Source organism: Cellulosimicrobium sp. ES-005 (genome assembly GCF_040448685.1).
In the GTDB taxonomy this organism is placed as follows: Bacteria; Actinomycetota; Actinomycetes; order Actinomycetales; family Cellulomonadaceae; genus Cellulosimicrobium; species Cellulosimicrobium cellulans_G.
The window spans coordinates 2,210,373-2,236,684 of sequence record NZ_CP159290.1 but is presented as its reverse complement, the minus strand read 5'-3'; the positions used below and the strand labels follow the sequence as shown (position 1 = coordinate 2,236,684).

The following is a 26,312-nucleotide window of genomic DNA, read 5'->3' as shown; positions in this document are numbered from 1 at the left end:
GTCGTGGACGAGCCGCCGACCACCGCCAGGGCGGTCCTCCGGGCCCGGCCTGAGCGGCGCGCCGGCCCGGCGTAGGCTGGGCGAAGCCCCCTGAACCATGGCATCCGTGCCACCGTCTCGCCACGAAGGAGCTACGAGTGAGCAGCGTCGACACGTTCGGGTCGAAGGGAACGCTGGAGGTCGGTGAGAACTCGTACGAGATCTTCCGCCTGTCCGCCGTCGAGGGTGTCGAGCGCCTCCCGTACAGCCTGAAGATCCTTGCCGAGAACCTCCTGCGCACGGAGGACGGCGCCAACATCACGGCCGACCACGTGCGAGCGCTCGCGTCGTGGGACCCGGACGCGCAGCCCGACACCGAGATCCAGTTCACGCCCGCGCGCGTGATCATGCAGGACTTCACCGGCGTGCCGTGCGTCGTCGACCTCGCCACCATGCGCGAGGCCGTCGCGGAGCTCGGCGGCGACCCGTCGCGCATCAACCCGCTGGCACCGGCCGAGATGGTCATCGACCACTCGGTGCAGATCGACGTCGCGGGCCGCTCGGACGCGTTCGAGCGCAACGTCGAGTTCGAGTACCAGCGCAACCACGAGCGCTACCAGTTCCTGCGCTGGGGCCAGACGGCGTTCGACGACTTCAAGGTCGTCCCCCCGGGCACCGGCATCGTGCACCAGGTGAACATCGAGTACCTCGCGCGCACGGTCATGACCCGTGAGGTGGGCGGCGTGCTGCGCGCCTACCCGGACACGTGCGTCGGCACCGACTCGCACACGACGATGGTCAACGGCCTCGGCGTGCTCGGCTGGGGCGTCGGCGGCATCGAGGCCGAGGCGGCCATGCTCGGCCAGCCCGTCTCGATGCTCATCCCGCGCGTCGTCGGCTTCAAGCTCAACGGCTCCATCCCGGCGGGCGTGACCGCGACCGACGTCGTGCTCACCATCACGCAGATGCTGCGCCAGCACGGCGTGGTCGGGAAGTTCGTCGAGTTCTACGGCGCGGGCGTCGCCCAGGTGCCGCTCGCGAACCGCGCGACGATCGGCAACATGAGCCCGGAGTTCGGCTCGACCGCCGCGATCTTCCCGATCGACGGCGTGACGATCGACTACCTGCGCCTCACGGGCCGCAGCGACGAGCAGCTCGCGCTCGTCGAGGCGTACGCCAAGGAGCAGGGCCTGTGGCTCGACCCCGAGTCGGACGGCTACGTCGAGCCCGTCTTCTCGGAGTACCTCGAGCTCGACCTCGCGACGGTCGTCCCGTCGATCGCCGGCCCCAAGCGCCCGCAGGACCGCATCGAGCTCTCGAACGCGAAGTCGGCGTTCGAGCGCGACCTGCCCACCTACGCGCCCGAGGTCCGCGACCTCGTCGACGAGGCGGAGAAGGAGTCGTTCCCGGCGTCCGACTCGCCCGCCATCACGCCCAACGGCCGCAAGACCGTGAGCGTCACGGACACGGACGGCAAGACGTTCGACCTGTTCCACGGCGCCGTCGCGATCGCGTCGATCACGAGCTGCACCAACACCTCGAACCCGTCGGTCATGCTCGCCGCCGCGCTCCTCGCGAAGAAGGCGGTCGAGAAGGGCCTCGAGGCCAAGCCGTGGGTCAAGACGTCCATGGCCCCGGGCTCGCAGGTCGTGACGAACTACTACGAGAAGGCCGGCCTGTGGCCGTACCTCGAGAAGCTCGGCTTCCACCTCGTCGGCTACGGGTGCGCGACGTGCATCGGCAACTCGGGCCCGCTCGACGAGAAGATCTCGGAGGCGGTCAACGAGCACGACCTCGCCGTGGTGTCGGTCCTCTCCGGCAACCGCAACTTCGAGGGCCGCATCAACCCCGACGTGAAGATGAACTACCTCGCGTCGCCGCCGCTGGTCATCGCGTACGCGCTCGCGGGCACCATGGAGTTCGACTTCGACCACGACCCGCTGGGCCGGGACGAGGCGGGCCACCCCATCTTCCTGCGCGACATCTGGCCGACGCCGGACGAGGTCCAGGCGACGATCGACGCGTCGATCGACCGCGACATGTTCACCAAGGACTACGCGGACGTCTTCACCGGCGACGACCGGTGGCGCGCGCTCGAGACGCCCGAGGGCGACACGTTCGCGTGGGACGCCGAGTCGACCTACGTGCGCAAGCCCCCGTACTTCGAGGGCATGGGCATGGAGCCGTCGCCGGTCACGGACATCTCCGGCGCGCGAGTCCTCGCGAAGCTCGGTGACTCGGTCACGACCGACCACATCAGCCCCGCGGGCGCCATCAAGGTGGACTCGCCGGCCGGGAAGTACCTCGCCGAGCACGGCGTCGCGCGTCGCGACTTCAACTCCTACGGCTCGCGCCGCGGGAACCACGAGGTCATGATCCGCGGCACGTTCGCGAACATCCGCCTGCGCAACCAGCTCCTCGACGACGTCGAGGGCGGCTACACCTTCAACTTCGTCAAGGGCGCGCAGGACACGATCTACGACGCCGCGCAGGACTACGCCGCGCAGGGCACCCCGCTCGTCATCCTGGGCGGCAAGGAGTACGGCTCCGGCTCGTCGCGCGACTGGGCGGCCAAGGGCACGGCGCTCCTGGGTGTCAAGGCCGTCATCACCGAGAGCTTCGAGCGCATCCACCGCTCGAACCTCATCGGCATGGGCGTCCTGCCGCTGCAGTTCCCGGCGGGCGAGAACGCCGGGTCGCTCGGCCTCGACGGCACGGAGACGTTCGACATCGCCGGCATCACGGCGCTGAACGACGGCTCCACGCCCTCGACCGTGAAGGTCACCGCGACCAAGGCCGACGGCACGACGGTCGAGTTCGACGCGGTCGTGCGCATCGACACCCCCGGCGAGGCGGACTACTACCGCAACGGCGGCATCCTGCAGTACGTGCTCCGGTCGCTCGTCGCCTGACCCCGGTCCGGCCCGACGGCGCACGCGCACCCCGGCGGGGCGCTCACCTCTCGAGGTGGGCGCCCCGCCGTCGTCTCCGGACGGCGCGCCGATCTCGCCCTGAGATCGGCATGCTCGGTCGAGGTCGGCACGTCCGGCCGACATCGGCGGCCACGATCGCCGAACCGTCACGGGAGTGCCGATCTCGCGCGTCGCCGCCTTGCGGCGAGAGACTGGGGCATGGGTACCGAGAACATGACCCGGCCGAGCGGCGCGGACGTCGAGGCGTTCCTCGCGGCGGTGGAGCACCCCGTCCGGCGTCGCGACGCGTACCGGCTCGTCGAGCTGATGGGACGGGTCACGGGGGAGCGCGCGCGGATGTGGGGCTCGTCGATCGTCGGGTTCGGCACCTACCACTACCGCTACGCGAGCGGGCGCGAGGGCGATATGGCGGCGGCGGGCTTCTCGCCGCGCAAGGCCGCGACGACCGTGTACCTCATGGACGGCGTCGACGCCCACGCCGCGCTCCTGGAGCGGCTCGGCCCGCACACCGTCGGCAAGGGCTGCGTCTACGTCAAGGACCTCGACGCCGTCGACCTCGGCGTGCTCGAGGAGGTCGTGCGCCGCTCCTCCGCGACGCTCACGGGCGACCCCGCGTTCGGCAGGCGGCTCTCCGGTCCGACGGCGCAGGATCCGACGGCGCAGGGGCCCTCCTCATGACGCGAGGGTGCCGCCGGGTCAGAGCGGGGCGTCGAGCGTGCGGGTCCGGTCCCAGGGCTCCGTCCAGCCGAGCCGGTCGAACAGCGCGTCGAGGATCCCGCCCGTGAACCCCCAGACGAGGTGCTCGCGCCCGTCGGCCTCGACGAGGAAGCCGGGGCTCTTGTGCACCCGGCGGTCGCGCCGCACCGTCACCGTGCGCCGCCGCTCGGGGTCGAGCAGGTCGGCGACGGGGACGCGGAACACGTGCGCGGACTCGGCGGCGTCCACCGCGCGGACGGGCGTGGGCCGCGACCACCACGCCAGGACCGGGGTGACGAGGTGGTTGCTCACCGGCACGGGCAGCTCGCCGAGCGTCCCGAGCACGTCGACGCCGTCGGGCTCGAGCCCCGTCTCCTCCTCGGCCTCGCGCAGCGCGGCGCCGACCGGGCCCGCGTCCTCGGGCTCGAGGCGGCCTCCGGGGAAGGCGACCTGGCCGGGGTGGTGGCCGAGCGTCGCGGCGCGCGCGAGCAGGAGCACGTCGAGGTCGCGGGGCACCGAGGCCGCGGCGTGCTCCGCGGGGACGCGGTCGAGCGCGCCGAACAGCAGGAGGACGGCGGCCCCACGGGCGTCGGCGCGCAGGGCGCCGACGGCGTGCCGCCACGGCTCGGGCCAGGCGCCCCCGTCGCGCGCGAGCGCGGCGAGCTGCTCGCGCGCGGCCGGGCGCGAGCCCGCCGGGTCGGCGGTCACCAGCTCACCGGGAGCGGGCGGCCCTCCTCGTAGCCCGCGGCGGACTGGATCCCGACGACGGCGCGGTCGGCGAACTCCGCGAGGCTCGACGCGCCCGCGTAGGTCGCGGAGCTGCGCAGCCCCGACGTGATCTGGTCGAGGAGGTCCTCGACGCCCGGGCGCTGCGGGTCGAGGAACATGCGCCCCGAGCTGATGCCCTCCTCGTAGAGCGCCTTGCGCGCACGCTCGAACGGCGACCCGCCCGCGGTGCGCGCCGCGACCGCCCGCGCCGACGCCATGCCGAAGCTCTCCTTGTAGAGCCGACCCGTCCCGTCGTCGTGCAGGTCGCCGGGGGACTCGTACGTCCCCGCGAACCACGAGCCGATCATCACCTGCGAGGCACCCGCGGCGAGCGCGAGGGCGACGTCGCGCGGGTGGCGCACGCCGCCGTCGGCCCAGACGTGCTTGCCGAGCTCGCGCGCCGCGGCGGCGCACTCCAGGACGGCGGAGAACTGCGGGCGCCCCACGGCGGTCATCATGCGCGTCGTGCACATCGCGCCCGGGCCGACGCCCACCTTGACGATGTCGGCACCCGCGGCGACGAGGTCGCGCACGCCGTCCGCGGTCACGACGTTGCCCGCGACCACGGGGACGTCCGGGCCGACGGAGCGCACGGCGTCGAGCGCCTGGAGCATCTTGGCCTGGTGGCCGTGCGCCGTGTCGACGACGAGCACGTCGACGCCGGCCGCCAGGAGCTCCTTGGCCTTGGCGGCGACGTCGCCGTTGATCCCGACGGCGGCTCCGACCCGCAGGCGGCCCGCTGCGTCGAGCGCGGGTGCGTAGACGGACGAGCGCAGCGCGCCCTTGCGCGTGAGGACGCCGACGAGCGCCCCGTCGCGCGTCACGGGCGCGACCTTGAGGCGCGCGCTGTGGAGCTGCTCGTAGGCCGCCTCGAGCCCGGCGCGACCGCCGTCGAGGACGGACGCGTCGAGGACGAGGGGGTCGGTGGTCATGACCTGGTGGACCTGGGTGAAGCGGTCGACGTCGGCGCAGTCGGCCTCCGTCACCACGCCCACGGGCCGGCCGTCGTCCACGACGACCGCCGCGCCGTGCGAGCGCTTGCCGATGAGGGTGAGCGCCGTGTGCACGGTGTCGTGCGGGCCCACGACCACGGGCGTCTCGATGACGGGGTCCTTGGACTTCACGTCGGCGACCACGTCGGCGACGACGTCGGTCGGCACGTCCTGCGGGATGATCGCGACGCCTCCGCGGCGCGAGACCGTCTCCGCCATGCGGCGGCCCGCGACGGCGGTCATGTTCGCGACGACGACGGGGATCGTGGTCCCCGTCCCGTCGGCGGAGGAGAGGTCGACGTCGAAGCGCGAGGCGACCTCGGAACGCGACGGGACGAGGAAGACGTCGCCGTACGTGAGGTCGGTCGCGGGGGACTGGCCGGGCAGGAAGCGCATGCCCCCATCCTACGAGGTCGGAGCCCGTCGTTGTCCGCAGTGCGGAAGTGAGATTCCACCAACGGGTGGTCCGTGCGTCGGGCGCCGGAGTGTGCGTCAATGGCGTGAAGGTCCCGTCGCCCCGCGCACCGCTGCGCAGGTCACCTGCCCGGACGGCCTAGAGTTGTCGGGCTGGTCGCACGGGAACGGAACGGAGCATCTGCATGAGCCTGCTTGGCACGATCACCTCGCCCGAGGACGTGCAACGGCTGACCCTCGAGCAGACGCGGGAGCTCGCCGGCGAGATCCGTGCGTTCCTCGTCGACTCGGTCTCGCGCACCGGCGGGCACCTCGGTCCGAACCTCGGGGTCGTCGAGCTCACGATCGCGATGCACCGCGTGTTCTCGTCGCCGACCGACACGTTCGTGTTCGACACGGGCCACCAGTCCTACGTGCACAAGCTCCTCACCGGGCGCCAGGACTTCTCCGCGCTGCGCAAGCAGGGCGGCCTGTCCGGCTACCCGTCGCGCGCCGAGTCCGACCACGACGTCGTCGAGAACTCGCATGCGTCGACCGCCCTCTCGTGGGGCGACGGCATCGCGAAGGCGAACGTCGTGCGCGGTCTTACCGACCGGCACGTCGTCGCGGTCATCGGCGACGGCGCCCTCACGGGCGGCATGGCCTGGGAGGCGCTGAACAACATCGCCGAGAGCCAGGACCGGCGCCTCGTCGTCGTGGTGAACGACAACGGCCGCTCCTACTCGCCGACCATCGGCGGGCTCGCGCACCACCTGTCGACGCTGCGCACCACGCACGGCTACGAGAGCTTCCTGCAGTGGGGCAAGCGCACCCTCAACCGGTCCGGCGCCCCGGGTCGGTTCGCGTACGAGTGGCTGCACGGCCTGAAGAAGGGCCTCAAGGACGTCGTCGCCCCGCAGGGCATGTTCGAGGACCTCGGCATCAAGTACGTCGGCCCCGTCGACGGGCACGACGTCGAGGCGATGGAGCACGCGCTGCGCCGGGCCAAGGCGTACGGGGCGCCCGTGATCGTGCACGCGATCACCGAGAAGGGCCGCGGCTACACGCCCGCCGAGCAGGACGTCGCCGACCGCTTCCACGCCGTCGGGAAGATCCACCCCGAGACCGGGCTCCCGGTCGCGCCGTCGCGCTTCGGCTGGACGAGCGTCTTCGCGGACGAGATCGTCCAGATCGGCCGCCGCCGCTCCGACGTCGTCGCGATCACGGCGGCGATGCTCGAGCCGGTGGGCCTCAAGCCGTTCGCTCAGGCATTCCCCGAGCGCACGTTCGACGTCGGGATCGCCGAGCAGCACGCCGCCACGTCCGCCGCGGGCATGGCGTTCGCGGGCCTGCACCCCGTCGTCGCCGTCTACGCGACGTTCCTCAACCGCGCGTTCGACCAGGTCCTCATGGACGTGGCGCTGCACAAGGCCGGCGTGACGTTCGTGCTCGACCGCGCCGGGATCACGGGCGACGACGGCGCGAGCCACAACGGCATGTGGGACATGGCGATGCTGCGCATCGTGCCCGGCCTGCGGCTCGCCGCGCCGCGCGACGAGGAGACGCTGCGGACGGCGCTGCGCGAGGCCGTGGACGTGGACGACGCCCCGACGGTCGTGCGCTACCCGAAGGGTGCGCTCGGGGACGCGCTGCCCGCCGTCGACACGGTGGACGGCGTGGACCTGCTCGCCGTGCCGGAGGACGCGCCGAAGATCGCTCCGCAGGGTGCGGCCCCCCGCGCCCGGGTCCTGCTCGTCGGCCCCGGGTCCATGGCGCGTGTCGCGCTCGACGCGGCGCAGACGCTCACGGCCCACGGCGTCGACGTCACCGTCGCGTCCCCCACGTGGGTCCTGCCGATGCCGAGCGCGCTCGTCAAGCTCGCCGGCGAGCACGACCTCGTCGTGAGCGTCGAGGACGGCGTCGCCGACGGCGGCGTGGGCGCGCTCCTCGCGCAGCGCTCGCTCGAGGGCGGCGTCCGCACGCCCGTGCACGCGCTCGGCCTGCCCGCGCAGTTCCTCGACCACGCGACGCGGGACCAGGTGGCCTCGGCGTACCGGCTCACGCCGGCCGACGTCGCGCGCGACGTGCTGGACGCGCTCGCGGCACTCACCCGCGGCTGAGCCGTCGGAGCGAGGGCGCTCGTCGCGGACGCCTCAGCGGTGCGGGGGTCGTCCGGGCTAGGGTCCAGGCGTGATCTGGCTCCTCGACCTCGACAACACGCTCGTCGGCCGCGACGACGCGTTCGCCGCCTGGGCGGCCGACGCCGTCGCCCACGCCGGTCGTGACGCGTCCGACCTCGCGGCGATCGTCGCGGCCGACCAGGGCGGGTTCGCCGTCAAGACCGACGTGGCGCGCGTCATCGTCGACCGCCTCGGCTGGGACGAGGACCTGCCCGCCGCGGTCGACCGCTTCCGCGCCGGCATCCTCGACCACGTGCGCGCGTACGACGGCGTGCTCGACCTCCTCGACGCCCTGCGCGCCGACGGCGACCTGGTGGTCGTGGTGACGAACGGGACGTCCCCCCAGCAGCGCGGCAAGCTCGCCCGCTGCGGGGTCGGGGCGCACGTCGACGCCGTCGTCGTGTCCGGCGAGGAGGGCGTCGACAAGCCCGACCCGCGGCTCCTCGAGATCGCGCTGGACCGCGTCGGTGCGGCCGACGCGGACCGCGCACAGGTCTGGATGGTCGGGGACGCGGCGCACGCCGACGTCGCCGCCGGCCGGGCCGCCGGCACGCGCACCGGCTGGGTCTCCCACGGGCGCCCATGGACGGACGGGCCGCTGCCGGACGTCCTGGGGGCGACGGTGCACGACGTCGTCGCCCGCGCCCGCGCGGCGGCCCTCACCGCACCGTAGCGAGCGCCGGGCACCCGGCCACCGGCGCCGCGGCGGGGCGTCAGGAGTGCGTGACCTCGACCGCCTGCTCGACGACCGCACGCAGGTCCCCGCCGGACGCCGCGTGCCACGCGCGCTGGCGCTGGGCGCCGTTCCCGCCGGACCAGAGGCGTCCGAGGAGCTCCGTCACGGCGTCGAGATCGCCCGCGTCGACGAGGGCGTCCCGCACGTGCGCGACGAGCTGTCCGACGACGTCGTGCGCCGGGGCGGGACGCCAGGTGAGCGGCGAGACGAGGTCCTCCTCGAGGCCCGAGCGCCCGGCGCGCCACGACGCGGTCCGCAGGATCTCGGGGCGGAGCTCCGGGGGCGCGACGCCGTCCGCGGCCTCGCGCGCCGCGGTCTCGACGAGGCCGCGGCTGAGGGCCGCGAGGAGCGTCGCCGTGTCGGGGTCGAGGCACACGTCGGCGACGCGGATCTCGACGGTCGGGTAGCGCGACGAGAGCCGCGCGTCGAAGTAGACCATGTTCTCGTCGAGGATCGTCCCGGTCGCGACGAGGCCGTCGACCGCCGCGCGGTACGCCTCGGGCGTCCCGAACGCGCGGGTCGGGCCCGACGTCGGCCAGCGGGACCAGACCTGGGACCGGAAGCTCGCGTACCCGCTGTCCTGGCCCTGCCAGAACGGGGAGTTGGTGCTCAGCGCGAGGAGCGTGGAGAGCCACGGCCCGATGCGGTCGAGGACGGTGACCCCCTCGGCGTCGTCCGCGACGGCGACGTGCACGTGGCACCCGCTCGTGAGCTGCTCGCGCGCCGTGAGGCCGAACGCGGCGCGGGCCTCGAGATAGCGCAGGCGGGAGACGGTGGTGCCCTCGAAGGGCAGGGGCGAGGTGGAGAGCGCCGCGACCCGGGCGCCGACGCGGTCCGCGGCCTCCTGGGCGCGCTGCCGTCCCGCGCGGATCTCCGTCGCGAGGTCGTCGAGCTCGCGACGCGGGTGGGTCGCGGTCTCGAGCTGCTCCTCCATGAACTCCGACTCGAGCGAGCCGGTCCCGCCGCCCTTCTCGTCGGTGCCCGACGCCTCCAGGGCCTCCGCGGCCCGGGCGACCGGATGGCCGTCGTCGCCGACGAGCAGGAACTCTTCCTCGACCCCTACGGTGCGCTTCACCCGGGCAGTCTCACACGGAAGCCGCGAGCACGTCGGGCGGGCGTGTGACGTGCGTCCGTGTCGTGCGTCACGGGCGCGTGCCGCCTCGGTCGCGCCCGGGTCCCGAGGGCTTGTGAAGGTCATCACAAGGGGTGGTTCCGACAGGGTGCGAGGGGCGAGAGAACCGCGAGATCCCGCGGTTCCTGCGGGGTCCCGCCCGGCTCGGGACCTAGGTCCCCGGACGGCCCGAAACCCCTCCGCGCGACGCCGCGCGAACCTAGCCTGGAGGTGGCGAAGGAGCCCGTCGGAACCTCGACCGAGGGCCTCCACCCGAGGCCCCCGCGAGGCCGGCGGGTCCGGCCGGCGCGCGGACCCGCGCGTCAGGCACGAGGGAGGTCCAGATGACCAGCGTTTCCGAGGCACCCGGCACGACGAGCGGCGGCCGTGCGGTGGAGGGCGGCGTCGACCCGCAGCACGACACCGCGCACGTCCCCGCGTGGGAGGGCTTCACCGACGGCCCGTGGCGCGACACGGTCGACGTGCGCGACTTCATCCAGCGCAACTACCGCCCGTACACGGGCGACGCGTCGTTCCTCGCCGGGCCCACGGAGCGCACGACGGGGATCTGGGACACGCTGTCCGCGATGTTCCCCGAGGAGCGCGAGATGGGGATCTACGACGTCGACCCCCACACGCCCGCGGGGATCACGGCGCACGCCCCGGGCTACATCGACAAGGCGCACGAGGTGATCGTCGGCCTGCAGACCGACGCCCCGCTCAAGCGCGCGATCATGCCGAACGGGGGCTGGCGCATGGTCGAGGGCGCGCTCCAGACCTACGGCTACGAGGTCGACGAGACGCTGAAGAAGGTCTTCACCGAGTACCGCAAGACGCACAACCAGGGCGTGTTCGACGTCTACCCGCCGAACGTGCGCGCGGCCCGCAGCTCGCACATCATCACGGGCCTGCCCGACGCCTACGGCCGCGGCCGGATCATCGGCGACTACCGCCGCGTCGCGCTCTACGGCGTCGACGCCCTGATCGCCGCGAAGAAGCTCGACAAGCTCGGTCTCGACACGCAGCCGTTCAGCGAGCAGGTCGTGCGCGAGCGCGAGGAGCACGCCGAGCAGATCCGCGCGCTGGGCGAGCTCAAGGAGATGGCGGCCGAGTACGGCTACGACATCTCCGGCCCCGCGACGTCGGCGCGCGAGGCCGTCCAGTGGCTCTACTTCGCCTACCTCGCCGCGGTGAAGGAGCAGAACGGCGCCGCGATGTCGCTCGGCCGCACGTCGACCTTCCTCGACGTGTTCATCGACCGCGACCTCGAGGCCGGACGCATCACGGAGTCCGAGGCGCAGGAGATCATCGACGACTTCGTCATCAAGCTGCGCATCGTGCGGTTCCTGCGCACGCCCGAGTACGACTCCCTGTTCTCCGGCGACCCGACGTGGGTCACCGAGACGATCGGCGGCATGGGCGAGGACGGGCGCCCGCTCGTCACGAAGAACTCGTTCCGGTTCCTCCAGACGCTCTACAACCTCGGCCCGGCCCCCGAGCCGAACATGACGGTCTTCTGGAGCCCGGCGCTGCCGCAGGGCTTCAAGGACTACTGCGCGCAGGTGTCGATCGACACCTCGGCCGTGCAGTACGAGTCGGACGAGCTCATCCGCCAGCACTGGGGCGACGACGCGGCGATCGCGTGCTGCGTGTCCCCGATGCGCGTCGGCAAGCAGATGCAGTTCTTCGGCGCTCGCGTGAACCTCGCCAAGACGCTGCTCTACGCGATCAACGGCGGGCGCGACGAGATCTCCGGCAAGCAGGTCTCGCCGGTGGCGGCTCCCGTCGAGGGCGACGTGCTCGACTTCGACGACGTCATGGCGAAGTTCGACGCGACGATGGACTGGCTCGCCGAGACGTACGTCGAGGCGCTCAACTGCATCCACTGGTCGCACGACAAGTACGCGTACGAGCGCATCGAGATGGCGCTGCACGACAAGGACGTGCTGCGGACCATGGCGTGCGGCATCGCGGGCCTGTCCGTCGCGGCGGACTCGCTGTCGGCGATCAAGCACGCGAAGGTCTCCGTCGTCCGCGACGAGCGCGGCCTCGTCGTCGACTACGTGACCGAGGGCGAGTACCCCACGTACGGCAACGACGACGACCGGGCCGACGCGATCGCCGTCGACCTCGTCGAGCGGTTCATGGCGAAGGTGCGCACGCACCCGACGTACCGCGACGCCGTGCCGACGCAGTCGGTCCTGACGATCACGTCGAACGTCGTGTACGGGAAGGCGACGGGCAACACGCCCGACGGCCGCCGCGCCGGCGAGCCGTTCGCCCCGGGTGCCAACCCGATGAACGGGCGCGACACGCACGGCATGCTCGCCTCGGCGCTGTCGGTGGCCAAGCTGCCGTACGACGAGGCGCAGGACGGCATCTCGCTGACCAACACGGTCGTACCGAGCGGCCTCGGGCGCACCCAGGAGGAGCAGGTGACCAACCTCGCCGGCCTCCTGGACGCCTACATCGGGTCCGAGGGGTACCACATGAACGTCAACGTGCTGAACCGCGAGACGCTCCTGGACGCCATGGACCACCCGGAGAACTACCCGCAGCTGACGATCCGCGTGTCCGGGTACGCGGTGAACTTCGTCCGCCTCACGCGCGAGCAGCAGCTGGACGTGCTCTCGCGCACCTTCCACGGCGCGCTCTGACGAGCGCTGAGGAGCCAGCCATGACCGTCACCCTTCCCGGCCCCGCCGTCCGCCCGTCGCGCGGGTGCGGCGTCGCCGGGGGCACCCTGCCCGACGACGCCACGCGCCTCGACGTCCCGGGCGTCCCGACCTCCGCGGCCGAGCCCGCGGCGTCGGGCACGCCCGTGGGCCACGCGCGCCGGGCCGGCGCGGGCCTGGACGGGCTGACGGTCGCGGACGTGGACCGGGCCGACAAGCTCGCGGCGATGCGTGCGGGCGAGCTCGGCTCGGTCCACTCCTGGGAGCTCGTCACCGCCGTGGACGGGCCGGGGACCCGGCTCACCGTGTTCCTCAACGGGTGCCCGCTGCGGTGCCTGTACTGCCACAACCCCGACACGTTCGCGATGAAGGACGGCAGGCCCGTTACCGCGGACGAGCTCCTCGGGCGCGTCCGGCGCTACCTGCCCGTCTTCCGGGCCACCCACGGCGGGCTCACGCTCTCCGGCGGCGAGGTGCTCATGCAGCCTGCGTTCGCCGCCCGCGTGCTGCGCGGGGCCAAGGCGATGGACGTGCACACCGCGCTTGACACGTCGGGCTTCCTCGGCGCGAACGCCACCGACGCGATGCTCGACGACACGGACCTCGTGCTGCTCGACGTGAAGTCGGGCGACCCCGACACGTACACGAAGGTCACGAGCCGCGACCTCGAGCCGACGCTGCGGTTCGGGCGGCGGATCGCCGAGCGCGGCCTCACCGGCCACGCGCCCGAGGTGTGGGTGCGCTTCGTGCTCGTCCCGGGCCTCACCGACGACGTGGACAACGTGGAGAAGGTTGCGGAGTACGCGGCCTCGCTCAACGCGATCCGCCCCGGCACGGTGACGCGCGTCGAGGTGCTGCCCTTCCACCAGATGGGCCGCGACAAGTGGGACGCCCTCGGGCGCACCTACGAGCTCGACGACACGCCCGCGCCGTCGGCCGAGCTCACCGAGCGCGTGCGCGACCAGTTCCGCGCCCACGGCCTGACGACGTACTGACGGGCGACCACGCGCCGAGACGAGAGAAGTGGCCCCGGACCGACGTGTTGCTGGGGCCACTTCTCACGTCTCGACGGGACTGCCCCCGAGGCGGATCTCGGTGCCCGCGACGGCGGGACCTAGGCTCCCGGGAGCGATACTGTGGTGATACCACGACGGGAGGTGCGGGGATGAGCGGCAAGCAGATGGTCGTGCGTTTCACCGAGGACGAGAAGCGGGTTCTCGAGGCGGCCGCGGAGCGCGAGGGACGGTCCCAGAACGAGATCGTTCGCGACGCCGTGCGGCGGTACGGCGCTGAACGCGACGCACTGCGTGACCGGCTGATCGCCGATGCGATCCGCGAGTACGGTCCCGTGCTCGACAAGCTCGCCTGACGTGACCGCGTCGCGAGACGTCGAGTACCTCGAGGTCGGCGATCTGCTCGCGGCGGCGCGCGCGCTGCTCGGGGCGGAGCCGGTCGTCCGCGACTGGGGAGCGCTCGACTCGGCCGTGCACCGTCCGCGCGCCTCGATGTTCGGCGAGGAGGCGTATCCGTCGCTCGACCTGAAGGCGGCCGCGCTGATGCTCTCCGTCGTCCAGAACCACGCGCTCGTCGACGGCAACAAGCGGCTCGGTCTGGTCGCCGTCGTCGTGTTCTACGGCATGAACGGTGTCGCGCTGCGTGCTCCCCACGACGACGTGTACGAGCTGACGATGTCGATCGCCGACGGCTCGACGCAGGACGTCGCGCACGTCGCCGAGAGTCTCGCCCTCTGGCACACGTGATCGAGCCGCGCCCGGTGCGACCCGACGCCGCTACGGCCCGGGCGGTCGTCGCGGAGGGGGACGCCCTCGCTGGGCTGCTCGCGGCGTTCGCGGCTGCACCCGGGACGGCGCGCGAGCAGGTGCGTGGTGCGTTCGGCGACAGCCGCGAGGAGAAGGTCCTGGCGCGCCTCGACACCGTCGACGTCGCGTCGCTGCGCGACGTCACGCGCGAGCGCCTACGGCTCGGGGCGCTCGCGGACGCGGGCGTGCGGACGGTCGGGGCGGTCGCGCGGCTCGGGCGCGACGGTCTGGAGCGGGTCCCGGACATCGGCCCGCAGACGGCGACGCATCTGCTCGCGGCCGCCGAGCAGGTGGCGCGTGCCGTGCGCGAGAGCCTGCGCTTCCGGATCGACCTCACGCCGACCGACCCGGTCGCGACCGCGCTCGTCCAGGCGCTGCACACGCTCGACCAGGCCGACGCCGCCGTCGCGCGGTACGGCGACCAGGTGCGCGCCGCGCTCGCCGAGCACGAGCGCGTGCGCGACGACGCGCGGGTCGCCGCGAGCGGAGCGCGTCGCCTCCTCGCCTGGGGCGAGCGCCGGCGTCGGGCGTTCGCGGCGGTGACGACGCTCGCCGGGGTCGCGGAGCGGGCGCGGGAGACAGGGCTGGGCGAGGAGGCCCGGCGCGTCACCGCGCTGCTCGTGGAGCCCGCGCGCCCCTACGACGCCTGGGCGGACTTCCGGCGCCGGTCCGCGGCGTACTACGCGCTGCTCGACGGCGTGGCCCCCACCGGGCGCGACGTCGTCGCTGCCGCCGGCCACCTGCCCGCGGAGCTCGTCGACCGCGTGCAGACGCAGGCGCTCGACGAGACCCTGCTGCGGGTGTCGTTGCGCGGGTACCAGGCGTTCGGGGCGCGCTTCGCGCTCGCCCAGCGGCGCGTCGTCCTCGGCGACGAGATGGGGCTCGGCAAGACCGTGCAGGCGATCGCCGTCGTCGCGCACCTCCTCGCGCGCGGCGCGACGCACGCGCTCGTCGTGTGCCCCGCGAGCGTCCTGGAGAACTGGGTGCGCGAGCTGCGGACGCACGCGGACGTCGCCGTGCACGTCGTCCACGGCGAGGAACGGGACGACGCGGCGGAGGCGTGGCGTGCGTCCGGTGGTGTCGCCGTCGTGACGTTCGCGGGCCTGCGCCGCGCGGGGACCGAGGCGTTCGCGGCGGCGGCACCGGCCGTGCTCGTCGTGGACGAGGCCCACTACGTGAAGAACCCGCTCGCGAAGCGGTCCGCGGCCGTCGCGGCCCTCGCGCGGGGGACCGAGCACGTGCTCCTGCTCACGGGCACGCCCATGGAGAACCGGGTCGAGGAGTTCCGCACCCTGCTGGGCTACCTCCAGCCCGCGCTCGCCGCACGCCTTGACGCGGCCCACGGCGCGGCGGGCCCCGACGCGTTCCGGCACGCCGTCGCGCCCGCCTACCTGCGGCGCAACGCCGAGGACGTGCTCGAGGAGCTGCCGGAGCTCGTGCAGGTCGACGAGTGGGAACGGCTCGGGGCGGTCGACGGCGCGGCGTACCGCGAGGCGGTCGCGGCGGGGTCGTTCATGGCGATGCGACGAGCGGCGTTCGCGGTCGACCACCCGGAGGACTCGGCGAAGCTCCGCCGACTCGTGGAGCTCGCGCGCGAGGCGGCCGAGAACGGACGCAAGGTCGTGGTGTTCTCGTACTTCCGCGACGTGGTGGACACGGTCGTGCGCGCGCTCGGCGACCTCGCGCTCGCTCCGCTGACCGGCTCCGTGCCCGCCCGGACGCGCCAGACGATCGTCGACGACTTCACGGCGGCCGAGGTCCCGCGCGTGCTCGTGAGCCAGATCGACGTCGGGGGAGTGGGCCTCAACCTCCAGGCGGCCTCCGTGGTCATCCTGTGCGAGCCCCAGACCAAGCCCACGACCGAGGCGCAGGCCGTCGCGCGCGCCCACCGCATGGGGCAGGTCGAGACCGTCCAGGTGCACCGCCTGCTCACGGTCGACAGCGTCGACGAGCACCTCGTGCGCCTGCTCGGGACGAAGGCGCGGCTGTTCGACGCGTACGCGCGGCGCAGCGCGCTCGCCGAGGAGGTCGCGGGCGCGGTCGACGTGTCCGAGGCGTCGCTCGCGCGCGCCGTGGTCGACGCCGAGCGGGCGCGGCTCTTCGTCGACCCCGCCGTCACGTCGGTCGAGGACGCGGTCACCGAGGACTGAGCGACGGTCCGGACGCGCCGGTGCGCCTGACGGCCTAGCGTCTGTCGTATGACCGACGACACCGGCACGTCCGCGATCCCCGCCCCGCCCCTGACCCCGCTGCCCGAGGACTGGTCCACGGCGCTCGCCGTGGTCGCCCATCCCGACGACATGGAGTTCGGCGGGGCCGCCGCCGTCGCGCGATGGACGGGGCAGGGCAAGCGGGTCGTGTACTGCATGGTCACGAGCGGCGAAGCCGGCATCGACGGCATGGACCCGGACGAGGCGCGACGCGTGCGCGAGGCGGAGGAGGTCGAGTCCGGTCGGGTCGTCGGCGTCGAGGAGGTCGAGTTCCTCGGGCTGCCCGACGGCGTGCTCGAGTACGGCCTGCCGCTGCGGCGGGCGATCGCGGGCGCGATCCGGCGCCACCGGCCCGACGTCGTGATCACCGGGAACTACCGCGAGACGTTCCCCGGCGGGATGCTCAACCAGGCGGACCACATCGCGACGGGACGGGCCGTCGTCGACGCCGTGCGCGACGCGGGGAACAGGTGGGTGTTCCGCGAGCAGGTCGAGACCGACGGGGTCGAGCCCTGGGGCGGCGTGCGCCAGGTCTGGGTCGCGGGCTCGCCCGACGCCGCGCACGGCGTCGACGTCAGCGCGACCTTCGACGCGGGGGTCGCGTCGCTGCGCGCGCACGCCGCCTACCTCGACGGGCTGGGGTGGGAGGACTTCGACCCCGCGGCGTTCCTCGCGTCCATGAGCGCGCCCACGGGGGAGCGCATGGGGGTCGCGCACGCGGTCGCGTTCGAGGTGCTGCGCATGGGCTGGGAGGACTGACTCACGCCCGGTCGGGCTGCTCCTCGATCGTGACGACCTTGAGCTCGGGCGCGAACCCGTAGAGCCTGCCGTCCTGCGCGCCGACCCACCACTTCCCGCACATCGCGGTCGCGCCCTGCTCGGTGCCCGCCTCCCACCAGGCGGCCTCGAGCGTCGCAGCGGTGCGGTAGTCGTCCGCGGTCAGGTCGCCGCGCTCGGGCCGGGGCTCCAGGGGGTGCTCCGACGAGACTGCGGTGCAGCTCGCGGGCAGCGCCCCCAGGTCGGCGGTCATCGAGAGGATCCGCTCGTCGCCCGTCGTGCGGACCACCTCGCGCACGTCCGTGGCCGAGTCGGGCACCCAGTCGGGCAGGACGCCGTCCGCCTTGCCGGCCTCGCCCGTCGCGAACTCGTAGGTCTTGGTGTGGCCCGCACGGTTCTCCGCGACGGCCTCGCCGATGCTGCCGCACGCGGAGAGCAGGAGGGCAGCGCCGGCGGCGAGCGTGAGGGCGCCGAGCAGCCGGCGCTCGGTCGTGCCGCGGGGTGTGGTGGTCAGAGGGAGGTCGGTGGCGGGCTGGGCGGGGGTGCGGTTCGTCATGGCCACGACGCTACGGAGCGCGTGGCGTCGGCGGATCGGGCCGCGAGCGGAACCTCCGCGCGGTCGTCGTACGACCACGGGAGGGCGCTCGCGGCCCGGCGTCCGACCCCGGTCGGTCAGGCGCGCGACGCCGCCGGGACGTTCGCGACGCCGTCGGGCAGGAAGCGGCGGCCCAGGACCTTCTCGCTGTACCCCGTGCGGTCGAGGTACGGCGTGATGCCGCCCAGGTGGAAGCCCCACCCCGCGCCGAGGATCATGCACAGGTCGATCTGCGACGGGCTCGCGACCACGCCCTCGTCGAGCATGAGCCCGATCTCCTGCGTGAGCGCCGTGAGCACGGAGTCGAGGACGCCGGCCTCGTCCAGCGCCCCGTCGCCGCCTGCCTCACCCGTGCCGAAGACCCGCTGGATCGCCGGGTCGACGGGCTTGGGCAGGCCCTTCGGCGCGTCGAGGACGACGGGGATCTGCTCGTCCACGATGCGCTGCAGGCCGGGCGACTCGGGGAACCGGTCGCCCAGGTCCTCGCGCAGCGACGTGAGGACGTGCAGGCCGACGGCCGGGCCGACGAGGTCGAACAGCGCGAACGGCGGCATCGGCAGGCCGAGCGGCGCGACGGCGCGGTCCGCGACCTCGACCGACGTGCCGTTCTCGACCGCCTCGACGATCTTGCCCATGAGCAGGATGAGCAGTCGGTTCACGACGAACCCGGGCCGGTCGGCGACGAGCACGGCCGTCTTGCGGAGCTTCTTCGTCATGGCGAACGCCGTCGCGAGGGCCGCGTCGTCGGTCTTCGCCGCCTGGATGATCTCGACGAGAGGCATCTGGGCGACGGGGTTGAAGAAGTGCATCCCGACGACGCGCTCGGGGTGCTGCAGGTCGGCCGCCATCTCCGTGATCGACAGCGCGGACGTGTTCGTCAGCAGCACGGCCTCGGGCGACAGGACGCCCTCGAGCTCGGCGAAGACCTTCTTCTTGAGCCCGAGGATCTCCGTGACCGCCTCGATGACGACGTCGCAGCCCGCGAAGTCGCCGAGCTCGGTCGTGCCGTGCACGGAGCCGACGATGCGCGCGCCGGTGTCCGCGGACATGCGGCCCGAGCGCACGAGCTTCTCCACGGTGGAGCGGACGTAGCCGAGGCCCTTGTCGACGCGCTCCTGGTCGAGGTCGCGCATGACGACCGGCACCTGGAGGCGCTGGGCGAACAGCAGCGCGATCTGCGCGGCCATGAGGCCCGCGCCGACGATCCCGACGCGGGTGACGGGGCGGGCGAGCTTGGCGTCGGGCGCGCCCTGGGGTCGCTTGCCCTTCGAGACGAGCTGGAACGCGTAGACGCTCGCGCGCATCTCGTCGCTCATGATGAGGTCGGCCAGGGCCTCGTCCTCGGCGGCGAACGCCTCCTCGCGCGACGCGGTGCGCGCGGCGGCGACGAGGTCGAGCGCGCGGTACGGGGCGGGGCGCGAGCCCGCGACCACGGCGTCCAGGCGCTGGCGCGTCCCGGCGACGACGGCGTCCCACACGGGCTGCGGGTCGAGCTCGCGCCGCTCGACGACGATCTCGCCGCGCAGCACGGCCTCGGCCCAGCGCAGCGAGGACTCGAGGAAGTCGGGCGCCTCGAAGAGCGCGTCGACGAGCCCGATCTCGTACGCCTCCTTGGCCTTGAACGGCTTGTTCGCGGCCGGGCGGGCGAGGATGACGTCCATCGCCTTCTCGACGCCGAGCAGGCGCGGCACGAGGTAGGCGCCGCCCCAGCCGGGGACCAGGCCCAGGCCGACCTCGGGCAGCGCGAGCGCGCCGGCGTCGGACGCGACGGTCCGGTACGTGCAGTTCAGCGCGACCTCGAGGCCGCCGCCGAGCGCGACGCCGTTGACGAACGCGAACGTCGGCACGCCCATGTCCTGGAGCAGCGTGTACGCGGCGTGCCCGGCGCGCCCGAGGGCGAGCGCGTCGTCGCGCACCTGGACGGCCGCGGCCTGCGTGAGGTCCGCGCCCGCGGCAAGGAAGTAGGGCTTGCCGGTGATCGCGACGGCGACGATCTCGCCGTCCGCGGCCCGGCGCCGCAGCGTCTCGAGGGCCGCGTGCAGCTCGGCGAGGCCCTCGGGGCCGAGCGTCGTCGGCTTGGTGTGGTCGAGCCCGTTGTCGAGCGTGACGAGGGCGAGCGTGCCCGTCCCGCCGGGGAGCGCGACGTCGCGCACGAGCGAGTGCGTGACGCGCTCCCCGCGCGCGGCGTCCTTCGTCGCGTCCGCGGAGATGGTGGGCGTGGTGTCGGTCGGTGCGCTCATCGTCAGTTCTCCGCGGTCTCGAAGGTGTGGCCGGAGTAGTCGGCGTGGTGCGGGTTCTCCCAGATCACGGTGCCGCCCATGCCGAGGCCGACGCACATGGTCGTCAGGCCGTAGCGCACCTCGGGGTGCTGCTCGAACTGGCGCGCGAGCTGCGTCATGAGGCGCACGCCCGACGACGCGAGCGGGTGGCCCATGGCGATGGCGCCGCCGTACTGGTTGACGCGCTCGTCGTCGTCCGCGATGCCGAAGTGGTCGAGGAACGCGAGCACCTGGACCGCGAACGCCTCGTTGATCTCGAACAGGCCGATGTCGTCGATCGTCAGGCCCGCGGACGCGAGCGCGCGCTCGGTCGCGGGGACCGGCCCAATGCCCATGACCTCGGGGTCGACGCCCGCGTACGCGTACGCGACGAGGCGCATGCGCGCCGGGAGCCCGAGCTCGTCGGCGACGTCGCCCGCGGCGAGCAGGCACGCCGTCGCGCCGTCGGTCAGCGGCGAGGCGTTGCCCGCGGTGACCTTCCCGCCGGGGCGGAACGGCGTCTTGAGGTCGCGGATCGAGTCGACCGTGGTGCCGGGGCGGGGCAGCTCGTCGGCCGTGGCCAGGCCCCAGCCGAGCTCGGTCGACCGGGTCGCGATCGGCACGAGGTCGGGGGAGATGTCGCCGTTCGCGAGGGCCTTGGCGTACTTGGCCTGGCTCGCGACGGCGTACGCGTCGGCACGCTCCTTGGTGAGGTGCGGGTACCGGTCGTGCAGGTTCTCGGCCGTCGCGCCCATGACGAGCGCGGAGGAGTCGACGAGGCGCTCGGCGACGAACCGCGGGTTCGGGTCCGACCCCTCGCCCATGGGGTGGTGGCCCATGTGCTCGACGCCGCCCGCGACGACGACGTCCTGCGCGCCCACGGCGACGTTCGCCGCCGTGGTCGTGACCGCGGTCATCGCGCCCGCGCACATGCGGTCGATCGCGAAGCCGGGCACCGACTTGGGCAGCCCCGCGAGCACGGCGACGCTGCGGCCGAGGGTGAGGCCCTGGTCACCCGTCTGCGTGGTCGCGGCGAGCGCGAGCTCGTCGATGCGCTCGGCGGGCAGCTCGGGGCGGCGGCGCAGGAGCTCGCGGACCGTCTTCACGGCGAGGTCGTCCGCGCGGGTCTCGGCGTAGATCCCGTCGGGGCGCGCCTTGCCGAACGGGCTGCGGACGCCCTCGACGAAGACGACGTCGCGCACGGGGCGTCGGCGCGAGCGCTGGGTAGCCGCCTGGGTGGGTGCCGAGGTGGGAGAGGGGGCCTCGTTGGCCACGGTCATGGCATCTCCATCCGATGCAGATGGTCGGGACGGCGGTGTCCGGAGCGGCACCGCTCGGGGGTCGTACGTGCGATACACGCTACCGCGGGTATCGGGAAAGCACGAGACCGATGCTACGACATGAAGAGACCCGGTATCGCATCGCGCGATACCGGGTCTCTCCGGGGTTCGGGGCGGTCGGGAGCCCGCGTCAGCGGCTCCCGCGGAGCTTGCGCACGACCTTCTTCGCGGTGGGCAGGCCCTTGTTCCAGGCGGAGTACCACATCGAGAACGGCACGTCGACGCTGTGCACGAGCTCGTCGTCGTGCTGCGCGAAGCTGCGCTTGAACTCGCTGATGCCGTCGTTGAGCAGCCCGTTCATGTCGTACCGGACCAGACCGGCCTGCTGCGCGAGCGTGATCGCGTGCCACTTCACCGGCGCGTTCGCGCGGAGCTTGCGGCCCGCGTCGTTGATGCCGCCGTAGAGCTCGAACGACGTCGTCGCCGACGACACGCACCACACGAACGACACCGGGGCGCCCTCGGAGAACGCGGCGACGAGCACCGAGTGCTCGCCGAGCTCGCGGTGGATCGCGAGGTAGTACTCGTCGTCGTGCAGCGCGAAGCCCGCGCGCTCCGCCGTCTCGTGGTAGACGTCGAGAACCTGGCGGACCTCGCCCTCGTCCGTCACGCGCCGCACCTCGAGCCCGGTGCGCGCCGCCTTGCGGATGTCGTACCGCGTCGACTTGCCCATGGCCTTCGTCAGCTCGTCCTCGGACTTCGTGAGGTCGAGGATCAGCGTGACCGGGTAGAGGATCGGGTTCGCCGCGGGGCGGGCGTCGGGCAGCGCGAGGTGCGTCCCGACCGGCCAGTCGGGCTCGATCGTGACGCCCACGCCGCCCACGCTCGACTTGCACCACGCGACGACCGCACGGGTCACGGCGTCGCGCGTCGCGTCGTCGCCCACGCCCGGGCCGACGCCCCAGCCGTCTCCCGCCGGCGCGATCACGGGCCCGCGGGGCACGTGGCACAGCGCCTTGAACTGCGCGGGCAGCGAGCGCACGAGCACCTGCGCCAGACCGCGGACGCGGCCGTCGGCGTCCACCGCCTCCACGCGGTGCGGGGTCCACGCCCCGGTGGCCTTGACCTCGCCCCAGCCCCAGAGCTGGAGGGGGTGGCCGCCGAGCTCGTTCACCCGGGCGTCCCAGGAGGCGCGGTCGGTGACTGTCCGGATCGTCAGGTTCGCGTCGTGCACGCGGACGACCCTACCCGCTCGCTACGCCCCGGCGATGCTCGCGAACGCCTCAGCGAGGGGCTGGGCGACCAGCGCCACCTGCCAGTCGCGAGCACCCCGCCCGTGGAGGAACGCGGAGATCGCCGCCGCGTCCAACGGGTCCGGCGGCGTCCAGCACAGACGGCGCAGCGCGTCCGGCTGGAGCACGTTCTCCACCGGGACCGCGTAGCGCTCGGAGAGGCCCTGGACGACCGCGCGCGCCGCGTCGAGACGGGCGGCCGCGCCGGGGTCGCGATCGGCCCACGCGCGCGGCGGCGGCGGGGCGTCCGTGCGTGGACCGCGGGTGGTCGGCAGCGCGCTCGCGGGCAGCGCGAGCGCGGAGTCGATGGCGCGCTGCCAGTACGCCGCCCGGCGGCGCGTGCCCTTGCCCGCGAAGGGCGGCAGGTCGACGAGCTGCCCGGCCGTCCGGGGCAGGGCCTCCGCCGCGGCGACGATCGCACGGTCGGGCAGCACCCGGCCCGGCGCGATGTCCCGCGCGCGGGCAGTCGCGTCGCGGGCCTCCCACAGGCTCCGCACGACGGCCAGGCGCCGCGGGTCCCGGAGCGTGTGCGTGCCGGACGTGCGCCGCCACGGTTCGGGGCGCGGCGCGGGCGGGCCCGCGGTCCGCACCGCCTCGAACTCCTCCGCCGCCCAGCCGGCCTTCCCCGCCTCCTCGAGCCGCTCGCCGAGCACGCGGCGCAGCGGGACGAGCACCTCGACGTCGAGCGCGGCGTACCGCAGCCAGTCGTCCGGGAGCGGTCGGGTCGACCAGTCGACGGCGGAGTGCTCCTTCGCGAGGCCCAGGCCGAGCACGTCGGCGACGACGGCCGCGAGGCCGACGCGCTCCATGCCGAGCAAGCGCGCCGCGAGCTCGGTGTCGAACACGCTCGCCGGGACCACGCCGTGCTCGGCGAGGCCCGGCAGGTCCTGCGACGCGGCGTGCAGAACCCACTCCGCGTCCCCGACCGCCTCGCGCAGCGGTGACAGGTCGGGCACCGCGACGGGGTCGACGAGCGCGGTCCCCGCGCCCTCGCGGCGGACCTGGACGAGGTAGGTGCGCTGCCCGTAGCGGTAGCCCGACGCGCGCTCCGCGTCGGCGGCGACCGGGCCGGTCGCGGCGGCGAACGCCTCGACGACGCACGCGAACGCGGCGGGGGTGTCGACGACGGGCCCGAGCCCGTCGGACGGCTCCGTCAGCGGGGTGACGACGGGCCCGGGCCCGTCGCCGGCCACTCCGGTCGCAGGGGTCGGGTCGAGCGGCGGGGGTGCGGGTGCTGCGGTCGAGCTCATGGGTTCACGGTATTGCGTCGGGTGGCCGGTCGAGCACCGAGGGGCGTCACGCCGTCGGGCAGGGGCGGCAGCCCGGCGGCCGTGCACAGCAGCTGCGCCCAGGCGGCGAGGTGGTCGCCGAGGTCCGCGGCGCCCGCGGGTCCCGCGGCCACGGGGGTCCACGACGCGCGCATCTCGAGCTCCACGTCGTTGTGCTTGCCGGCGAGGGCGCCGAAGCTCTGGGACAGGACGCGCGTCACCGTGCCGCCCTCCGCGCGCACGGCCGCGCCCGTGTCGTGGAGCGCGTCCTCGAGCCAGGTCCACGCGACCTCGGCGAGCATCTCCTCGGACGCCATCTCCGGCTCCAGCGTCGCGCGCACCATCGTCACCACGCGGAAGCTGCCCTGCCACGCCTCCTGGCCCTCGGGGTCGTGGAGCACGATGAACCGCCCCGACGCGAGGTCGGGGTCCTCGGACCGTGCCGCCTCGACCTCGCCCGTGAGCGCGACCGACCACGGCGCGATCCGGCGGGGGGCGGGGACCTCGCGCAACGTCACCTCGGGTCGGAGCCGCCGCGCGCCGAGGGCGTCGAGGACGGCACGGAACGCCGGGGGAGCGTCGGTCCCGTGAGCGGTGATCACTCTCGGCACACTACGAGCCGACCGGACGAACCGGACGCGCGCCGCGCGGCTGTCATCGAATCGTGATCCCGACTTCGTCAAGAACGCTGCGGGTGACCGGATCGTGGCCCCTCGGGAGCGGTGCGGCGCACGAGGACTAGGCTGGCGCCGTATCCATCACCGGTGCACCCGGCCGCGCGCCCGCGCCCGGCCCGGAACGGCTCCGCGCCCTCCCGCGCGCGGCCGTCGTGCGCCGGGACCGACCCTCGAGGAGCAGGGAAGCAGATGTCAGCACGCGCACAGATCGGTGTGACCGGACTCGCCGTCATGGGTCGCAACCTGGCCCGCAACTTCGCCCGGCACGGCTACACGGTCGCGGTGCACAACCGCTCGTACGCCAAGACCGAGTCCCTGATCGCCGAGGCGGGCAGCGAGGGCGACTTCGTCCCGTCCGAGTCGATGGCCGACTTCGTGGCGTCGCTCGAGCGCCCGCGCAAGGTCGTCGTCATGGTCAAGGCGGGCGCGGCCACCGACGCCGTCATCGACGAGCTCGTGCCGCTGCTGGAGGAGGGCGACATCGTCGTCGACGCCGGCAACGCGCACTTCCCCGACACGATCCGCCGGGAGAAGGCGCTCGCGGCCCAGGGCCTGCACTTCGTCGGCACCGGCGTCTCGGGCGGCGAGGAGGGCGCGCTCAACGGTCCGTCGATCATGCCGGGCGGCACGCGCGAGTCCTACCAGAGCCTCGGCCCGATCCTCGAGGACATCTCGGCGAAGGTCGACGGCACGCCGTGCTGCACCTACGTCGGCCCCGACGGCGCCGGCCACTTCGTCAAGATGGTGCACAACGGCATCGAGTACGCCGACATGCAGCTCATCGCCGAGGCGTACGACCTGCTCAAGCAGGGCCTCGGCGCGTCCGCGCAGGAGATCGGCGAGATCTTCGCGCAGTGGAACACGGGCGACCTCGAGTCGTTCCTCATCGAGATCACCGCGGACGTGCTCCAGCACGTGGACGCGGAGACCGGCAAGGCGTTCGTCGACGTCGTGCTCGACCAGGCGGAGCAGAAGGGCACCGGCCGCTGGACGGTGCAGAACGGCCTCGACCTCGGCGTGCCGATCACCGGCATCGCGGAGGCGACGTTCGCCCGCGCGCTGTCCGGCTCGGTCCCGCAGCGCGAGGCGGGTCGCGCCGCGCTGCCCGCCGACGCCGCGGCGTGGGACGTGCAGGACCGCGACGCGTTCGTCGAGGACGTGCGCCTCGCGCTCTACGCGTCGAAGGTCGTCGCGTACTCGCAGGGCTTCGACCAGATCGCGGCGGCGTCCGCCGAGTACGGCTGGGACATCGACCGCGGCGCGATGGCCCGCATCTGGCGCGGCGGCTGCATCATCCGTGCGCGCTTCCTCAACCGCATCACCGAGGCGTACGAGCGCGACGCGCAGCTCCCGCTGCTCCTCGCGGACGAGTACTTCACCGCCGCGGTGGGCAACGGCCTCGCGGCCTGGCGCCGCGTGGTCTCGCAGGCCGCCCTCAACGGCGTCCCGACGCCGGCGTTCTCGTCGTCGCTCGCCTACTACGACGGCGTCCGGGCCGAGCGCCTGCCCGCCGCGCTCATCCAGGCGCAGCGCGACTTCTTCGGCGCGCACACCTACCGCCGCGTCGACAAGCCGGGCACGTTCCACACCGAGTGGTCGGGCGACCGGACCGAGTCCGACGCCTGACGGCTCACCACCGCACGCACCGACGGCGGTCGTCGCGCTCCGGCGC

Annotated in this window: 20 protein-coding genes; 11 read left to right on the top strand and 9 right to left on the bottom strand. The window is 73.6% G+C overall.

Going from position 1 to position 26,312, the window contains the following annotated elements; translation table 11 throughout:
• The first annotated feature begins 137 nt into the window (after positions 1 to 137).
• The gene (gene acnA / locus ABRQ22_RS09840) at positions 138 to 2,891 is read left to right on the top strand and encodes an aconitate hydratase AcnA (protein WP_353709386.1); all 2,754 of its coding nucleotides are present in this window, start codon (positions 138 to 140) and stop codon (positions 2,889 to 2,891) included.
• Between the two features lie 219 nt (positions 2,892 to 3,110).
• Positions 3,111 to 3,590, top strand: coding sequence for a DUF1801 domain-containing protein (locus ABRQ22_RS09835; protein WP_353709385.1), 480 nt, complete (start codon positions 3,111 to 3,113; stop codon positions 3,588 to 3,590).
• A gap of 18 nt (positions 3,591 to 3,608) precedes the next feature.
• Here the strand turns inward: ABRQ22_RS09835 and ABRQ22_RS09830 are convergent, their stop codons facing one another.
• Together ABRQ22_RS09830 and ABRQ22_RS09825 are read right to left on the bottom strand one after the other, a co-directional pair.
• Positions 3,609 to 4,316, bottom strand: a complete 708-nt coding sequence (locus ABRQ22_RS09830; RefSeq protein ID WP_353709384.1) for a CoA pyrophosphatase — start codon at positions 4,314 to 4,316, stop codon at positions 3,609 to 3,611.
• On the bottom strand, positions 4,313 to 5,764 hold the full coding sequence (locus ABRQ22_RS09825) for a GuaB1 family IMP dehydrogenase-related protein (RefSeq protein ID WP_253049140.1): 1,452 nt from the start codon (positions 5,762 to 5,764) through the stop codon (positions 4,313 to 4,315). The genes ABRQ22_RS09830 and ABRQ22_RS09825 overlap by 4 nt, the downstream gene beginning before the upstream one ends.
• A 203-nt stretch (positions 5,765 to 5,967) precedes the next feature.
• Between ABRQ22_RS09825 and dxs the strand changes: the two genes are divergently transcribed.
• Positions 5,968 to 7,881: a 1-deoxy-D-xylulose-5-phosphate synthase gene (dxs, locus tag ABRQ22_RS09820; protein WP_353709383.1), complete on the top strand. Its 1,914-nt coding sequence runs from the start codon at positions 5,968 to 5,970 to the stop codon at positions 7,879 to 7,881.
• Positions 7,882 to 7,951: 70 nt separating this feature from the next.
• Positions 7,952 to 8,614, top strand: coding sequence for an HAD family hydrolase (locus ABRQ22_RS09815; RefSeq protein ID WP_353709382.1), 663 nt, complete (start codon positions 7,952 to 7,954; stop codon positions 8,612 to 8,614).
• Between the two features lie 40 nt (positions 8,615 to 8,654).
• Here the strand turns inward: ABRQ22_RS09815 and ABRQ22_RS09810 are convergent, their stop codons facing one another.
• A complete protein-coding gene (locus tag ABRQ22_RS09810) occupies positions 8,655 to 9,752 on the bottom strand; it encodes a glutamate--cysteine ligase (protein ID WP_253049152.1) in 1,098 nt (365 codons plus the stop codon).
• Between the two features lie 380 nt (positions 9,753 to 10,132).
• Between ABRQ22_RS09810 and pflB the strand changes: the two genes are divergently transcribed.
• From pflB to ABRQ22_RS09780, 6 genes are all read left to right on the top strand, one after another.
• A complete protein-coding gene (gene pflB, locus ABRQ22_RS09805; protein WP_353709381.1) occupies positions 10,133 to 12,445 on the top strand; it encodes a formate C-acetyltransferase in 2,313 nt (770 codons plus the stop codon).
• Positions 12,446 to 12,465: 20 nt separating this feature from the next.
• Positions 12,466 to 13,458, top strand: a complete 993-nt coding sequence (gene pflA, locus ABRQ22_RS09800) for a pyruvate formate-lyase-activating protein (protein ID WP_353709380.1) — start codon at positions 12,466 to 12,468, stop codon at positions 13,456 to 13,458.
• Positions 13,459 to 13,628: 170 nt separating this feature from the next.
• The gene (locus tag ABRQ22_RS09795) at positions 13,629 to 13,832 is read left to right on the top strand and encodes a ribbon-helix-helix protein, CopG family (RefSeq protein WP_087471916.1); all 204 of its coding nucleotides are present in this window, start codon (positions 13,629 to 13,631) and stop codon (positions 13,830 to 13,832) included.
• 1 nt (position 13,833) lies between these two features.
• Positions 13,834 to 14,223 carry a type II toxin-antitoxin system death-on-curing family toxin gene (locus ABRQ22_RS09790; protein WP_353709379.1) on the top strand — a complete coding sequence of 130 codons (390 nt, stop codon included), beginning with the start codon at positions 13,834 to 13,836 and terminating at the stop codon, positions 14,221 to 14,223.
• Positions 14,220 to 16,433, top strand: coding sequence for a DEAD/DEAH box helicase (locus ABRQ22_RS09785; RefSeq protein WP_353709378.1), 2,214 nt, complete (start codon positions 14,220 to 14,222; stop codon positions 16,431 to 16,433). The genes ABRQ22_RS09790 and ABRQ22_RS09785 overlap by 4 nt, the downstream gene beginning before the upstream one ends.
• 48 nt (positions 16,434 to 16,481) lie before the next feature.
• A complete protein-coding gene (locus tag ABRQ22_RS09780) occupies positions 16,482 to 17,252 on the top strand; it encodes a PIG-L deacetylase family protein (protein WP_353709377.1) in 771 nt (256 codons plus the stop codon).
• Between the two features lies 1 nt (position 17,253).
• Here the strand turns inward: ABRQ22_RS09780 and ABRQ22_RS09775 are convergent, their stop codons facing one another.
• The 6 genes from ABRQ22_RS09775 to ABRQ22_RS09750 all read right to left on the bottom strand — a co-directional run bounded on the left by ABRQ22_RS09775 (position 17,254) and on the right by ABRQ22_RS09750 (position 24,565).
• Complete coding sequence (locus ABRQ22_RS09775) at positions 17,254 to 17,826, bottom strand: hypothetical protein (protein WP_353709376.1); 573 nt, start codon at positions 17,824 to 17,826, stop codon at positions 17,254 to 17,256.
• Between the two features lie 116 nt (positions 17,827 to 17,942).
• Positions 17,943 to 20,105: a 3-hydroxyacyl-CoA dehydrogenase NAD-binding domain-containing protein gene (locus tag ABRQ22_RS09770; RefSeq protein WP_353709375.1), complete on the bottom strand. Its 2,163-nt coding sequence runs from the start codon at positions 20,103 to 20,105 to the stop codon at positions 17,943 to 17,945.
• 2 nt (positions 20,106 to 20,107) lie between these two features.
• Entirely contained in the window at positions 20,108 to 21,403 is a 1,296-nt protein-coding gene (locus ABRQ22_RS09765; protein ID WP_353709374.1) for a thiolase family protein, read from the bottom strand.
• Positions 21,404 to 21,593: 190 nt separating this feature from the next.
• Positions 21,594 to 22,637, bottom strand: coding sequence for a peptidoglycan bridge formation glycyltransferase FemA/FemB family protein (locus ABRQ22_RS09760; protein ID WP_353709373.1), 1,044 nt, complete (start codon positions 22,635 to 22,637; stop codon positions 21,594 to 21,596).
• 21 nt (positions 22,638 to 22,658) lie between these two features.
• Entirely contained in the window at positions 22,659 to 23,945 is a 1,287-nt protein-coding gene (locus tag ABRQ22_RS09755; protein WP_353709372.1) for a ribonuclease D, read from the bottom strand.
• Positions 23,942 to 24,565, bottom strand: a complete 624-nt coding sequence (locus ABRQ22_RS09750) for a DUF3000 domain-containing protein (protein WP_308202237.1) — start codon at positions 24,563 to 24,565, stop codon at positions 23,942 to 23,944. Before ABRQ22_RS09750 ends, ABRQ22_RS09755 begins: the two co-directional genes overlap by 4 nt.
• A gap of 264 nt (positions 24,566 to 24,829) precedes the next feature.
• Here ABRQ22_RS09750 and gndA point away from each other — a divergent pair, with 264 nt between their 5' ends.
• Positions 24,830 to 26,266 carry an NADP-dependent phosphogluconate dehydrogenase gene (gndA, locus tag ABRQ22_RS09745; RefSeq protein ID WP_353709371.1) on the top strand — a complete coding sequence of 479 codons (1,437 nt, stop codon included), beginning with the start codon at positions 24,830 to 24,832 and terminating at the stop codon, positions 26,264 to 26,266.
• The last annotated feature ends 46 nt before the right edge of the window (positions 26,267 to 26,312 follow it).

What these genes read in the sequence shown, in the direction of transcription:
- pflA (WP_353709380.1), top strand. Translation starts at nt 12,466, where the DNA reads ATGACCGTCACCCTTCCCGGCCCCGCCGTCCGCCCGTCGCGCGGGTGC.
- ABRQ22_RS09755 (WP_353709372.1), bottom strand. Translation starts at nt 23,945, where the DNA reads ATGAGCTCGACCGCAGCACCCGCACCCCCGCCGCTCGACCCGACCCCT.
- ABRQ22_RS09765 (WP_353709374.1), bottom strand. Translation starts at nt 21,403, where the DNA reads ATGACCGTGGCCAACGAGGCCCCCTCTCCCACCTCGGCACCCACCCAG.
- dxs (WP_353709383.1), top strand. Translation starts at nt 5,968, where the DNA reads ATGAGCCTGCTTGGCACGATCACCTCGCCCGAGGACGTGCAACGGCTG.
- ABRQ22_RS09835 (WP_353709385.1), top strand. Translation starts at nt 3,111, where the DNA reads ATGGGTACCGAGAACATGACCCGGCCGAGCGGCGCGGACGTCGAGGCG.
- ABRQ22_RS09775 (WP_353709376.1), bottom strand. Translation starts at nt 17,826, where the DNA reads ATGACGAACCGCACCCCCGCCCAGCCCGCCACCGACCTCCCTCTGACC.
- pflB (WP_353709381.1), top strand. Translation starts at nt 10,133, where the DNA reads ATGACCAGCGTTTCCGAGGCACCCGGCACGACGAGCGGCGGCCGTGCG.
- ABRQ22_RS09770 (WP_353709375.1), bottom strand. Translation starts at nt 20,105, where the DNA reads ATGAGCGCACCGACCGACACCACGCCCACCATCTCCGCGGACGCGACG.
- ABRQ22_RS09780 (WP_353709377.1), top strand. Translation starts at nt 16,482, where the DNA reads ATGACCGACGACACCGGCACGTCCGCGATCCCCGCCCCGCCCCTGACC.
- ABRQ22_RS09825 (WP_253049140.1), bottom strand. Translation starts at nt 5,764, where the DNA reads ATGCGCTTCCTGCCCGGCCAGTCCCCCGCGACCGACCTCACGTACGGC.
- gndA (WP_353709371.1), top strand. Translation starts at nt 24,830, where the DNA reads ATGTCAGCACGCGCACAGATCGGTGTGACCGGACTCGCCGTCATGGGT.
- ABRQ22_RS09795 (WP_087471916.1), top strand. Translation starts at nt 13,629, where the DNA reads ATGAGCGGCAAGCAGATGGTCGTGCGTTTCACCGAGGACGAGAAGCGG.